Source organism: Mesorhizobium sp. B2-4-1, assembly GCF_006442185.1.
Taxonomy (GTDB): Bacteria; Pseudomonadota; Alphaproteobacteria; order Rhizobiales; family Rhizobiaceae; genus Mesorhizobium.
Genome location: NZ_VFVN01000004.1, coordinates 127,245 through 138,654, shown reverse-complemented (window position 1 = coordinate 138,654; position 11,410 = coordinate 127,245). Strand labels below are relative to the sequence as shown.

The window sequence follows — 11,410 nt, the reverse complement described above, 5'->3', positions numbered from 1 at the left end:
TCGTCACGCCTTGTCAATCCGAGCTCGGAGCCTGGGCAAAGGGGCGAACGGCAACGCCGCGCGGCACTATGGCAAGCACCTTGAACAGGTCGCCCATGGCCTGCGGCCCGGCGAGGCGTTCGACATCGCCGGCGATCTTGTCGCGTGCCGCCTGGCTGGCATCGGCGCCAAGCCGGCCGGCGCGCTCCAGAATGCCCAGGCCGAGCAGGAAATCGCCCTGCGTCGACAGATGGGCGTCGAGACCATGCGCGCGCACCACCCCGGCAAGGGCGGCGAAATCGACATGGGAGGTGAGATCGGCTTCGCCGGGATTGGCCAGCACATCTTCGTGATCATGACGACGCAAGGCCTGCAACGTGTCGCCGACACCCGGCCGCAGATGGCCATAGTCGACAAACAGGCCGGAGCCGCCGTGAGCCGCTATGCGCTCGGCGATGGTCGCCATCAGGGCGCTGCGCGCCGGCGCCACTTCGACGATCGCGCCTTGCGGCGCCTCGCCGGCATCGGCGGGCAGCAGCGTCGGGTCGAGCGAGCCGGCGCCGGCGAAGAAGCAAAGATTGTCAGCGCCGTCGAGGCCGATCACGCGCTCGCGCCAGCCGGTGCCGGTGCGGACGAACTGGCGGATGGGGATGGCGTCGAACAATTCGTTGCCGACGATGAAAAGCGGCTGTGGCGGCAGCGTGTCGATGGTCTCGTGCCAGCGAATCGAGAACGGTGTGGCGCCGAGCGTCTGTTTCTGCACCTCGGTCAGGCGAGGGCTGGTCTCAATCATGGCGAAGGCAGCGTCGTTGGCCAGTGCCGGTTCGAGCCGTGACAGGGTGCGAAGCATGTCCTTCATCAGCGTGCCGCGGCCGGGGCCGATCTCGGCGATGGTGACCGGCGTCGGCCGGCCGACCGCCAGCCAGGCCTGGTAGAGCCAGACGGCGACGAGCTCGCCGAACATCTGGCTGATCTCCGGCGCGGTGATAAAATCGCCGGCGGCGCCGAACGGTTCGCGCGTGGTGTAGTAGCCCGCCTCGGGATCGAACAGGCACAATGCCATGTATTCGTTGACGGGGATCGGCCCCGTCGCCTCGATCAGATCGACGATGCGTGCCTTCAGCCGCGTCATGTCGCCTGCGGCCGTGACTGTGGCACCGGCTTGGCTGTCGTCATCGCCCAAATGCCGGCCAGCACCATCGGCGAGGACAGGATCATGCCCATGGTAAGCCAGTTGGTGCCAAGGAGATAGCCGAGCTGCTGGTCGGGCTCGCGGAAGAATTCGACTGCTATGCGCGACAGGCCATAGCCGCAGATGAAGGCGCCGCCGACGAAGCGCGGCGTCTTCAGCTTGAGGCGCGAATGGGTGAGGAAGCGCAGCACGAGAAAGAGCACCAGGCCTTCAAGCAGGGCCTCGTAAAGCTGGCTCGGATGGCGGGTAAACGGCCCGCCATTGGGAAACTCGATCGCCCATGGCACGTCGGTTGGCCGGCCCCAGAGCTCGGAGTTGATGAAGTTGGCGACGCGCACGAGGCCAAGACCGACCGGCACGCCAGCGGCCACGACGTCGAACAGCGACCAGGTGCGGATGCCGCGCTTGATCGAAAACAGCGTCATGGCGAGGATGACTCCGAGCAGGCCGCCATGGAACGACATGCCGCCCTGCCAGACGGCGAAGATGTCGAGCGGATGCGCGATATAGCGCGGCAGGTCATAGAACAGCACGTAGCCGGTGCGCCCGCCCAGCACGACGCCGATGGCCGCCCAGATGATGAAATCATCGAGGTCCTCCGGCTTCATCGGCAGGATGCCGTCGGGCCAGAGTTTCGGATTGGCGGCGAGCCGCTTGGCGTACCACCAGGCGAACAGGATGCCGACGATGTAGCCGACGCCGTACCAGTGCACCGCCAGCGGCCCGATCTGAATCAGCACCGGGTCGATGTTGGGAAAGGGCAACGAGGCCAGCGGCAGCAGGAAATATTCGTTCAACGGGGAGCTCTCGGTTGCGTTTGGCGCGGACCATGCGGCAGGGTTTTGGCGGGGTCAAGGCAAGGTGGTCGGCGTCAAAGATCGGATCGGATCACCGCTTGCAGGCCCATCGCGCCGTGCGGGCGGTGAGCTCAATCCCTTGGCTTGGCGGCCACCAACTGCCGCAACGCGTCGTTGATCCTGTCCTGCCAGCCGGGGCCATCTTCCTGGAAATGATCGAGCACGGCCCGGTCGATCCGGATCGAAACAAGCTCGCGGACGTTCGGCGCGGCCGAAGCTTCGCGAATTGGCGGTGCCGGCTTCTTCACCGGTTTGAAGGCAGCTTCGGCGGCTGCCATCGGATTGGTCGGTCGGCGCGGAGGGGTTGCCATTGGTGACCTGACTGAAGTGTGCTTGAGGCAATACGAGACGAGAACACAATAGGCGAGCTTGCGCCCTCAAGTACAGCTCTGGCGTCGTCCGGGAGCTTCTTACAGGAATGGCACCGCCATGCGCCACAGCAACGCAGATGGAACGGCAACCCTCAACGTTCTTGCATTCGGCGCGCGGCACTACTAACTCAATTTCAGCAACCGAGGATTTGCCATGTCGACCGGACCGAACCGCATTCTCGACGAATTCGCCAAGCTGATGACCGATGCCGCGGGCGCCGCGCAGGGCGTGCGGCGCGAGGTGGAGACCGCCTTCAAGGGACAGGCCGAACGCATCCTGAATTCGATGGACGTGGTGCAGCGCGAGGAGTTCGAGGCCGCGCGCGAGATGGCCGCCAAGGCCAGGGAAGAGAATGCTCGCCTTGCCGACCGCATCGAGGCGCTTGAGGCCAGGCTTGCCGAACTGACCGGGCAGGCCACACCTGCGGCTTCCGCAAAGCCCAGGCCGAAAAAATAATTCGTTAAACTTTTCCACAAAGCACCAGCCTGAAAAGCGCTTTGCCGTGAATCGCTTACCGGCATTGCGTGACTCTGTGTGACAGCGCCTTTCCACATGCGAATGACGCAGCGCGAAAAATTGGGCTGTTCACGCGACTCCCGATCAATAGACTGAATTTGTTGCATGATTCGGAGCAGGGTCATGCGCCGGGCGGTGGGGTCCGGTCTGGGGTCTTTGCGTCGAGAAGTCCTGGCCGTCCGAGTTCTAGATCAGATTGTTCGTCGTGTGTGCCCCGCGGAGCGTGTGGCGCTCCCCTGAACACAGGAAGCATTCCATGGAACTTCTCGAACTCGAATTCTCCCGCGAAATCCATCCGGTGGATGTCATTGAGCAGGTGGCCCACAACAATGACTGGTCCTTCGAACGGGCCGGCGACGACGAAATCTCGATCTCGGTCGCCGGAAGCTGGACCGACTATCACGTCTCCTTCTCGTGGATGGAGGATTTCGAGGCGCTGCATCTGGCCTGTGCCTTCGACATCAAGGTGCCGGAGGCGCGCGCGCTGGAAGTGATGCGGCTGTTGTCGCTGATCAACGAACAGATGCTGTTCGGCCATTTCGACCTGTGGGAGCAGGAAGGCGCGATCATGTTCCGCCAGTCGCTGCTTCTGGCCGGCGGGGTCGAGCCTTCGAGCCAGCAGGTGGAGGTGCTGCTGTCGTCGGCGCTGGAGGCCTGCGAATGCTACTTCCAGGCGTTCCAGTTCGTCGTCTGGTCCGGCACATCGGCCAAGGACGCGCTGGCCGGGGTGCTGTTCGAGACTTTCGGCAACGCCTGACCAAGATGCCTTCGACATGAGTTCAAGCAGCGAGCGCAAGCCCGAGATCAGTTTCGCCGATTTCGATCGTGTCGACATCCGTGCCGGCACGATCATCGAGGCCGAACCGTTTCCGCAGGCGCGCAAGCCGGCGTTCAAGCTCAAGATCGATTTCGGCCCCGAGATCGGGGTGAAGAAATCGTCGGCGCAGATCACCAAATATTATACGCCCGAGACGCTGATCGGCCGGCAGGTGTTCGCGGTGGTCAATTTTCCGCCGCGCCAGATCGGGCCATTCATGTCGGAAGTGCTGACGCTCGGCTTTCCCGACGAGGAGGGCGCCGTGGTGCTCGGCGCCATCGAGCGCAAGGTGCCGGACGGCGGGCGGCTGTTTTAGCCGAGAGGGAGCGTCAGGCGGCCAGCTTCCGCGTCGTGCCCAGCGCCTCCTGGACCGTATCGAGAAACATTTCCGCGCAGGCTTTCCAGCTGTAGCGCATAGCGCGTTCTCGCGCCTGGGCGCGGTCGACATCGAGGGCGGCGAGCGATGCCGCGCGCAGGTCGTTGGAGACCGCGCCGCCGAAGCCGTCGCCGACGATGTCGATCGGTCCCGTGACCGGAAAGGCGGCGACCGGCGTGCCGCTGGCCAGCGCTTCGATGATGACGTTGCCGAAAGTGTCGGTGCGGCTCGGAAAGACGAAAACGTCGGCCGAGGCGTAGATTTCGGCCAGTTCATCGTTGGGGCGGTGGCCAAGAAAATGCGCGGCGGGGTAGCGCGCCTTGAGCTTCGCCAGTTCCGGGCCCTCGCCGACAATCACCTTGCTGCCGGGCAGGTCGAGATCGAGGAAGGCGGAGAGGTTCTTCTCGATGGCGACGCGGCCGACACAGAGGAACAACGGGCCGGGGAAGCCGAGATCCTTCCTCTTGTCGGGCCGGAAATGATCGGTGTCGACGCCGCGCGTCCATGGCCTCAGCTTGTTGAAGCCACGCGCTGCAAGATCATCCGCCAGCGACTGCGTCGCGACCAGCGTGCCTTGGCCGGAATTGTGGAAATCGCGCAGCCAGCGATAGGCCCAGCTTTCCGGCACCGGCAGCCGGGCGCTGAGATATTCAGGAAAGCGTGTGTGGTAGCTGGTGGTAAACGGCCGGCCGGCATTGCGGCAGTAGCGCCGCGCCATGATGCCGAGCGGACCTTCGGTGACGATGTGGATGTGGTCTGCCTTGTAGGCCTCGATCAGGCGCGCGACATGACCTGGCGTGGTCAACGCCAGGCGGATATCGGGATAGGTCGGCAAGGGCAAAGTGCGAAAGATGTTGGGCGTCAGGAAATCCACCGCGACATCGAACGATTTCAGTGTTTCGGTGAGCCGCTCCAGCGTGTGGACGACGCCATTGACCTGTGGGCGCCAGGCGTCGGTGACCATCAATATGCGCATGACGGGCCTTTGCTCGAAAGGTCGGCGGTTGCCTCGGCCCGATGCCCGGACGGCGACCAGCCTGCTGCCCTCGCTTCGCTCCAGCACACCCGGGCGGGTACGGGATCGAAGTCAGACGGCGGGCTCGAATCAAGTGAGGTCGCGCGCTTCATGCGCGCTCTTCAGCATGGTTTCATGACGCGCCAATGAAATCGGCCGAACATGACCTCGTCCGGAAACGATTTCCGCTTCCCGCGATTGAATCCCTGTCAGGCCGGAACCTTGATCACGGCGCGCAAGCCGCCGAGCGGGCTGACGTCGAGCGTGATGTCGCCGCCATGGCTGCGGGCGATGTCGCGGGCGATCGACAGGCCGAGGCCAGTGCCGCTGGCATCGAGATTGCGGGCCTCGTCGAGCCGCATGAAGGGTTTGAACACCTCTTCGCGCTTTTCGGCCGGAATGCCTGGACCGTCATCGTCGATGGTGACGACGAGCGAGCCGCGGCCATGATTGGCGGCCACCTCCACCGTCTTGGCGTAGCGGAAGGCGTTGCCGATGACATTCGACATCAGCCGGGCGAAGGCGTTCGGCCGCACATGCACGGTCGGATCGCCGGAAAGCGTCGTCGACAATTTGCATTTGCGCAACCGAGCTTCCTCGCTCAGCTTCTGGAAATAGGCTTCGAGATCGAAGCGCCCGGTGTCTTCCGAGGCCTCGCCGCGGGCGAAGGCAAGATAGCCTTCGAGCATTGACTGCATGTCGTCGATGTCCTGGTTGAGCGCGGCCTTCGTCTCGGCCTTGCCGCCCGCCAGCGCCAGCTGCAGCTTGAAGCGGGTGAGGATGGTTCTGAGGTCATGGCTGACGCCGGTGAGCATGGCGGTGCGCTGTTCGATCTGGCGCTCGATGCGCTCGCGCATCTGGATGAAGGCAAAGCCGGCGCGGCGGACCTCCTCCGCGCCGCGCGGGCGGAAATCACGCGGCATCGGCCGGCCCTTGCCGAAGCTTTCGGCGGCTTCGGCCAGCGTCAGGATCGGCCGGATCTGGTTGCGCAGGAAGGGAATGGCGATCATCAGCAGCACCAGCGAGGTACCGACCATCCAGATCAGGAAGATGTGCGTGTTCGAAGCATAGGCCTGGCTGCGGCGCACGAAGACGCGCAACACCTTGCCTTCGAGCTGGACGCGGACCTCGATGATGTTGGAGTTGCCGACCGTATCGATCCAGAACGGCCGGTTGATCTGGCGGGTGATCTCGGCGGAGAGAACGTCGTCGAGGATGGAGAAGAACGGCTTCGGCCCGGGCGGCGGCAGCGGGTCGGGCGGCAGGAGGTCGACCTTCAACTGCATGCGGTCCTGGGCGATGCGGATGATGTTGGCGTAGTCGGCGTCGTGCGGATAGGTCTCGATCAGGTCGATGATGGCGGCGATGTCGCGCACGGTCGCCTGCGACAGGCGCTGCGTCACGGTCGCCCAATGCCGCTCCATGAAGACGAAAGCGACCACCGATTGCAGCAGGATCATCGGCGCGATGACGATGATCAGCGAGCGCGCGTAGAGGCGCTTGGGCATGTAGAGCGAAACGAGGCGCCAGAACCGGTTCCAGACGCGCGGACCCCTCTTGAGCAGCCGTGTGGAGCGGGTGCTCAAGCCGTCAGATTCCGGCTGTTCCAGTTCCGTGGTCGCCATTCACCTTTCGCTCGCTCCGTGGCCGTCAGGCAGGCCGAAGGCGGTAGTCTATTCGACGCTGAGCCGATACCCAATACCGCGGACCGTCTGCAGCCAGACCGGATTGGAGGGATCGCGCTCGATCTTGCGGCGCAGCCGATTGATCTGGACGTCGATGGTGCGTTCGCCGACATCCGATTCGTCGCCGACCAGTTCGTGGCGTGGAATGGTTTCGCCTGCGCGCGCGGCGAATATCGCCAGGATCTCCTGCTCGCGATCGGTCAGCTTCAGCGCCTCGCCGCCACGCTTCAATTCGCGCCTGGCGATCTGGAATGTGTAGGGACCGAAGACGAGCTGCTCCACCTTGGGCGTGGTCGCAGGGCCGCCGCGGCGCAGGATGTTGTTGATGCGCAGGATCAATTCGCGCGGATCGAAAGGCTTTGGCAGGTAATCGTCGGCGCCGGCCTCCAGGCCGGTGATGCGGCTGTCGGTCTCCGATAGCGCTGTCAGCATCAGGATCGGCACGTTCTTCTCGGCCCGCAGCGCCTTGGTCAGATCGACGCCGTTTTCGCCGGGCATCATCACGTCCAGCACAAGAAGATCGAAGTCGAGGCCGGCGAGCTTGCGCCGGGCTTCGCCCGAATTGCCGGCGACGGTGACGCGAAAACCGTTTTCGGTCAGATATTGCTTGAGCAGGTTGCGGATGCGGGTGTCGTCATCGACCACAAGCAAATGCGGCGCATCGTCGTCCGGTGCGGCCGCGTGATCAGCGCGTTCAGTGCTCTCCATGGCTTTTCCCTGACATTTTTGCGGACCCAACGTCGATCTGGGCTCTCAGTTCCGGATTGACCATTGCTTCGAGGAAGCGTTCCACCTGGGTCCGTTCGGCGGCTCCGGAATCTTCCAATGCAGCATGGATGCGGCGCGACTGTGGCCGTGCCAGCGCCAGCGCCAGCGCGCGGCCCTTGGCGGTCGGATACAGTTCGCGCTGGCGACGATCGCGCGGCCCTTGCAACTGCACGACATGGTCGGTGTCGATCAGCTGCTTCAGCACGCGCGCCAGGCTCTGCTTGGTGATCTTCAAGACATCGAGCAGTTCGGCGACCGTCAGGCCCGGCCTGCGGTTGACGAAATGCAGCACCCTGTGGTGGGCGCGGCCGAAGCCATAGTCGGCCAGGATCTGATCGGGATCCGAGGTGAAATCGCGATAGGCGAAGAAAAACAGCTCGATGAGGGCGAAATCAATGCCATCCTCGATTGACATCGCGGTCCTGATCGGTGTCCCGGCTGCTCGGCTTCGATCCGTCATCTTTTCTCCATGGGCAGGGAAGATTATGTCAGTACTATTGACGTAATTTCCCTGCAATGGTAATTTTTGACAAGGTTTTGGGCGGATTGCGAACGAAAAGGCAAGGCAGGCCGGGTTTTCCGGAACTTCCTGAGTTTGCCAGAGCACGATTATCCGCCTACCTTTCCAGACAGCGGCAGGCGCCCCAACCAGATGGCGCGGCCGACAAGAGCACGCAACGAACAACGATATGCGGGCTGCCGCCCGCGGGAGGTTACCATGGCATCCGTTCCCTTTGATCAACTGGACGGCTTCATCTGGATGAATGGCGAGTTCGTGCAATGGGGCGAGGCCAAGATCCATGTGCTGACCCACGGCCTGCACTATGCCAGCGCGGTGTTCGAGGGCGAGCGCGCCTATGGTGGCGAGATCTTCAAGCTCAACGAGCATACCGAGCGCCTGCATGAATCGGCGCGGCTGCTCGGCTTCAAGATCCCCTATTCGGTGGCCGAGCTCAACGACGCCTCCAGCACCCTGCTGAAGAAGCAGGGCTTCAAGGATGCCTATGTCAGGCCGATCGCCTGGCGCGGCAGCGAGCAGATGGGCGTTTCGGCGCAGAACAACCGCATCAATTGCGCCATCGCCATCTGGCAGTGGCCTAGCTACTTCGATCCGGCGCAGAAGCTGAAAGGCATACGTCTCGATATGGCTGAATGGCGCCGGCCCGACCCGCGCACGGCGCCGTCCAAATCGAAGGCTGCAGGCCTCTATATGATCTGCACCATGTCCAAGCATGCCGCCGAGGCCAAGGGCTATGCCGACGCCATGATGCTCGACTGGCGCGGCCAGGTCGCGGAAGCCACCGGCGCCAACATCTTCTTCGTCAAGGACGGCAGGATCCACACGCCAAAGCCGGACTGCTTCCTCGACGGCATCACCCGCCGCACGGTCATCGGCCTCGCCAAGGACCGCGGCCTGGAGGTGGTGGAGCGCGCCATCATGCCGGAAGAACTCGAGGGCTTCGAGCAGTGCTTCCTGACTGGAACGGCAGCGGAAGTGACCCCGGTTTCGGAGATCGGGCCGTACCGATTCGAGGTCGGCGAGATCGCCAAGACTCTGATGAATGACTATTCTGCGGCCGTTCAGCCGAAGCACGCGATCGCCGCAGAATAACGAAAGTCACAGCTTTTCACGCAAGCAGGGGCGGTTTTCGGGCCGCCCCTTTTATTTCAGCGTTTCTGCATTTGACTTTCGCCGAATTCAGCGTCTCCATGATGGTGTCGGCCCGGGAGGCTGGCAGCTATGGAGGGACTGGTAAGATGGACATGAATACGCTTCTTCCGATCATCGTTCAGATCATTACAGGCATCATCGGTGGTCAGGCGGTCGGCGCGGCGATCAAGACGGCGGCGCTGGGGCAGCTTCCCAAGATCCTGGGCGGCGCCATTGGCGGCGTCGGCGGCGCGGCGATCCTCGGCAGCCTGCTCGGCGGCACAGTCGATCCGGCAGCGGCTGCGGCAGCGACGAGTGGTCTGGGCAGCGCGCTCAACCTGCAGAACATCGTCGGCGGCGCCGGCGGCGGCGCGATCCTGACCGGCATTATCGGCGCGGTCATGGGCGCCATGAAGAAGTAAGCCTGCGATCTCGGGCTGGCCAAATGGGCGGCTTCGGCCGCCCATTTCTGTTTCCAGAGCGCGCCGCATGAATGCGTTTCGACGCGACGCGCTTTGGAACGACCGATCCCAAGGGTGGACGCCCTTCGCTCGCGCCTCTACATCACGGCGTGAACATCGAAAGGACGATCATGGGTCAGCTCAATGCCGGCATCGTGCCGGTCACGCCTTTCCAGCAGAATTGCACGATCCTGTTCGACATGGACGACAAGCACGGTGTCGTCGTCGATCCGGGCGGCGATATCGACAAGGTGCTGGCGGCGCTGAAGGACAATGCGATATCGGCCGGCGCGATCTGGATCACGCATGGTCATATCGACCATGCCGGCGGCGCGATGGAGTTGAAGGAAGCGCTCGGTGTCGAGATCATCGGCCCGCACGAGGCCGACAGGATGTTGCTCGACAATCTTGAGAACCAGGGCGAGCGCTATGGCATTGCCGGCGTGCGCAACTGCGTGCCCGACCGGTTTCTCACCGAAGGCGAGACGGTCTCGTTCGGCTCGCATCTCTTCGAGGTGCTGCATTGCCCCGGCCACGCGCCCGGCCATGTCGTCTATTACAACCGCGCGGCCAAATTCGCCCATGTCGGGGACGTGCTGTTTCGCGGCTCGATCGGGCGCACCGACCTGCCGGGCGGCGATCATGCGGCACTCATCGCCTCGATCAAGGACAAGCTTTTGCCGCTCGGCGACGACATCGGCTTCATCTGCGGCCACGGTCCGGGCGGGCGTTTCGGCGAGGAGCGGCGGAGCAATCCGTTTTTGACGTGAAGCGCGTCGCGCCGAAGCCGGTGCCGGCTTGACAAAAAAGCGCCGGCCTTGCGGTCAGCGCTTTTGTTGAGGCAGGGAAGCCCTTGATCAGTTAGCGGTGCAGAAATGCTGCTCGCCGTCATTGCCGGTGAAGGTGCCGGTGCGGGCGTTGAAGGTGCGGTACCGGTCGGAGCAATAGTCGTACCAGCCGCGCGTCCACGGTTCGGCATAGCGGTCGGCGTAGACCACTTGCGGTTCGGCATAGTAGCGGCGGACCGGCGCCGGGCGAATCCGCACATCGCGATCGTAATAGCCATCATCGTAGTAGTCGCGGGGCGGCGGCTGCTGGTTGGCCAACGCACCGCCGATCAGCGCGCCGGCCGCGAGGCCGAGGACGCCGGCGGCAACGGCATCGCCATGGTCATGATGGTGGCGGTGACGCCAATCGCCCGCATTGGCCGCGGGCAAGGCCGCGAACGTGGTGGCAACCACTGCGGCGGACAGCACGGCTGTCTTGAAAATTCGGTTCATGTCGATCTCCTTCGTGCCGGCCCGTAAGAATTCCGGGGATGCGGTCCGGCTTTACGAAAGATTAATATGAGACCGTGGCTGAACGGGGGCTGAACGAATTTTTGCCTGACCGGAGGGCACGGGCATCAACTATCGAACGCTCCAGGGAGCGAAGCTGTCCTGCCAGAACAGCCGCCGTTCCGGAGCAGGCTCAGCCGATCGACAGGTTGACGGCCTTGGGACCCTTGCCGCGCTTGTCAGGCTCGGTGTCGAATGTCACTTTCTGCCCATCCTCAAGACCGGGAAGACCCGACGCCTGCACGGCCGAAATATGAACGAAGACATCCTTCGCGCCATCATCCGGTGTGATGAAGCCGAACCCTTTGGCATGGTTGAAGAATTTGACGGTGCCGGTCTGCGGCATGGGAAGCTCCTTTGATCCCATAAACTCCAGTCTCGGGC

Annotated in this window: 15 protein-coding genes; 6 read left to right on the top strand and 9 right to left on the bottom strand. The window is 63.5% G+C overall.

Annotated elements, in window-relative coordinates:
- Positions 1–13 precede the first annotated feature (13 nt).
- The 3 genes from FJ949_RS12360 to FJ949_RS12350 form a co-directional block, all read right to left on the bottom strand.
- Complete coding sequence (locus FJ949_RS12360) at positions 14–1,111, bottom strand: class I SAM-dependent methyltransferase (RefSeq protein ID WP_140496013.1); 1,098 nt, start codon at positions 1,109–1,111, stop codon at positions 14–16.
- Complete coding sequence (gene lgt, locus FJ949_RS12355; protein WP_140496012.1) at positions 1,108–1,968, bottom strand: prolipoprotein diacylglyceryl transferase; 861 nt, start codon at positions 1,966–1,968, stop codon at positions 1,108–1,110. The genes FJ949_RS12360 and lgt overlap by 4 nt, the downstream gene beginning before the upstream one ends.
- 131 nt (positions 1,969–2,099) lie before the next feature.
- A complete protein-coding gene (locus FJ949_RS12350) occupies positions 2,100–2,339 on the bottom strand; it encodes a BrnA antitoxin family protein (protein WP_031250360.1) in 240 nt (79 codons plus the stop codon).
- 214 nt (positions 2,340–2,553) lie between these two features.
- Here FJ949_RS12350 and FJ949_RS12345 point away from each other — a divergent pair, with 214 nt between their 5' ends.
- The 3 genes from FJ949_RS12345 to FJ949_RS12335 all read left to right on the top strand — a co-directional run bounded on the left by FJ949_RS12345 (position 2,554) and on the right by FJ949_RS12335 (position 4,049).
- A complete protein-coding gene (locus FJ949_RS12345) occupies positions 2,554–2,856 on the top strand; it encodes an accessory factor UbiK family protein (RefSeq protein WP_140496011.1) in 303 nt (100 codons plus the stop codon).
- 316 nt (positions 2,857–3,172) lie between these two features.
- The gene (locus FJ949_RS12340) at positions 3,173–3,673 is read left to right on the top strand and encodes a YbjN domain-containing protein (RefSeq protein WP_127855850.1); all 501 of its coding nucleotides are present in this window, start codon (positions 3,173–3,175) and stop codon (positions 3,671–3,673) included.
- Positions 3,674–3,689: 16 nt separating this feature from the next.
- Complete coding sequence (locus FJ949_RS12335; protein WP_140496010.1) at positions 3,690–4,049, top strand: tRNA-binding protein; 360 nt, start codon at positions 3,690–3,692, stop codon at positions 4,047–4,049.
- A 13-nt stretch (positions 4,050–4,062) separates the two neighbouring features.
- Here FJ949_RS12335 and FJ949_RS12330 read toward each other — a convergent pair whose 3' ends face one another.
- The 4 genes from FJ949_RS12330 to FJ949_RS12315 form a co-directional block, all read right to left on the bottom strand.
- Positions 4,063–5,085 carry a glycosyltransferase family 1 protein gene (locus FJ949_RS12330; protein WP_140496009.1) on the bottom strand — a complete coding sequence of 341 codons (1,023 nt, stop codon included), beginning with the start codon at positions 5,083–5,085 and terminating at the stop codon, positions 4,063–4,065.
- A 248-nt stretch (positions 5,086–5,333) separates the two neighbouring features.
- A complete protein-coding gene (locus FJ949_RS12325; protein ID WP_140496008.1) occupies positions 5,334–6,749 on the bottom strand; it encodes an ATP-binding protein in 1,416 nt (471 codons plus the stop codon).
- A 48-nt stretch (positions 6,750–6,797) separates the two neighbouring features.
- Positions 6,798–7,517 (bottom strand): response regulator transcription factor, encoded by a 720-nt coding sequence (locus FJ949_RS12320; RefSeq protein ID WP_140496007.1) that lies wholly within the window; start codon positions 7,515–7,517, stop codon positions 6,798–6,800.
- The gene (locus FJ949_RS12315; protein WP_181165219.1) at positions 7,504–8,037 is read right to left on the bottom strand and encodes a MarR family transcriptional regulator; all 534 of its coding nucleotides are present in this window, start codon (positions 8,035–8,037) and stop codon (positions 7,504–7,506) included. The genes FJ949_RS12320 and FJ949_RS12315 overlap by 14 nt, the downstream gene beginning before the upstream one ends.
- A gap of 258 nt (positions 8,038–8,295) precedes the next feature.
- On the opposite strand from FJ949_RS12315, the gene FJ949_RS12310 reads away from it, so the two are divergent.
- The 3 genes from FJ949_RS12310 to FJ949_RS12300 all read left to right on the top strand — a co-directional run bounded on the left by FJ949_RS12310 (position 8,296) and on the right by FJ949_RS12300 (position 10,459).
- The gene (locus tag FJ949_RS12310) at positions 8,296–9,189 is read left to right on the top strand and encodes a branched-chain amino acid aminotransferase (RefSeq protein WP_140496006.1); all 894 of its coding nucleotides are present in this window, start codon (positions 8,296–8,298) and stop codon (positions 9,187–9,189) included.
- 146 nt (positions 9,190–9,335) lie between these two features.
- Positions 9,336–9,650 carry a hypothetical protein gene (locus tag FJ949_RS12305; RefSeq protein WP_140496005.1) on the top strand — a complete coding sequence of 105 codons (315 nt, stop codon included), beginning with the start codon at positions 9,336–9,338 and terminating at the stop codon, positions 9,648–9,650.
- A gap of 170 nt (positions 9,651–9,820) precedes the next feature.
- A complete protein-coding gene (locus FJ949_RS12300) occupies positions 9,821–10,459 on the top strand; it encodes an MBL fold metallo-hydrolase (protein WP_140496004.1) in 639 nt (212 codons plus the stop codon).
- 87 nt (positions 10,460–10,546) lie between these two features.
- Here the strand turns inward: FJ949_RS12300 and FJ949_RS12295 are convergent, their stop codons facing one another.
- Positions 10,547–10,969, bottom strand: coding sequence for a BA14K family protein (locus tag FJ949_RS12295; protein ID WP_140496003.1), 423 nt, complete (start codon positions 10,967–10,969; stop codon positions 10,547–10,549).
- A gap of 190 nt (positions 10,970–11,159) precedes the next feature.
- The gene (locus FJ949_RS12290; protein ID WP_006202521.1) at positions 11,160–11,372 is read right to left on the bottom strand and encodes a cold-shock protein; all 213 of its coding nucleotides are present in this window, start codon (positions 11,370–11,372) and stop codon (positions 11,160–11,162) included.
- Positions 11,373–11,410: the final 38 nt, after the last annotated feature.

Excerpts from the sequence above, each read along its gene's own strand:
- FJ949_RS12320 (WP_140496007.1), bottom strand. The coding sequence starts at position 7,517 with ATGGAGAGCACTGAACGCGCTGATCACGCGGCCGCACCGGACGACGAT.
- FJ949_RS12290 (WP_006202521.1), bottom strand. The coding sequence starts at position 11,372 with ATGCCGCAGACCGGCACCGTCAAATTCTTCAACCATGCCAAAGGGTTC.
- FJ949_RS12295 (WP_140496003.1), bottom strand. The coding sequence starts at position 10,969 with ATGAACCGAATTTTCAAGACAGCCGTGCTGTCCGCCGCAGTGGTTGCC.
- FJ949_RS12350 (WP_031250360.1), bottom strand. The coding sequence starts at position 2,339 with ATGGCAACCCCTCCGCGCCGACCGACCAATCCGATGGCAGCCGCCGAA.
- FJ949_RS12345 (WP_140496011.1), top strand. The coding sequence starts at position 2,554 with ATGTCGACCGGACCGAACCGCATTCTCGACGAATTCGCCAAGCTGATG.
- FJ949_RS12300 (WP_140496004.1), top strand. The coding sequence starts at position 9,821 with ATGGGTCAGCTCAATGCCGGCATCGTGCCGGTCACGCCTTTCCAGCAG.
- FJ949_RS12340 (WP_127855850.1), top strand. The coding sequence starts at position 3,173 with ATGGAACTTCTCGAACTCGAATTCTCCCGCGAAATCCATCCGGTGGAT.
- FJ949_RS12325 (WP_140496008.1), bottom strand. The coding sequence starts at position 6,749 with ATGGCGACCACGGAACTGGAACAGCCGGAATCTGACGGCTTGAGCACC.
- FJ949_RS12305 (WP_140496005.1), top strand. The coding sequence starts at position 9,336 with ATGGACATGAATACGCTTCTTCCGATCATCGTTCAGATCATTACAGGC.
- FJ949_RS12310 (WP_140496006.1), top strand. The coding sequence starts at position 8,296 with ATGGCATCCGTTCCCTTTGATCAACTGGACGGCTTCATCTGGATGAAT.
- FJ949_RS12335 (WP_140496010.1), top strand. The coding sequence starts at position 3,690 with ATGAGTTCAAGCAGCGAGCGCAAGCCCGAGATCAGTTTCGCCGATTTC.
- FJ949_RS12330 (WP_140496009.1), bottom strand. The coding sequence starts at position 5,085 with ATGCGCATATTGATGGTCACCGACGCCTGGCGCCCACAGGTCAATGGC.
- FJ949_RS12315 (WP_181165219.1), bottom strand. The coding sequence starts at position 8,037 with ATGACGGATCGAAGCCGAGCAGCCGGGACACCGATCAGGACCGCGATG.
- FJ949_RS12360 (WP_140496013.1), bottom strand. The coding sequence starts at position 1,111 with ATGACGCGGCTGAAGGCACGCATCGTCGATCTGATCGAGGCGACGGGG.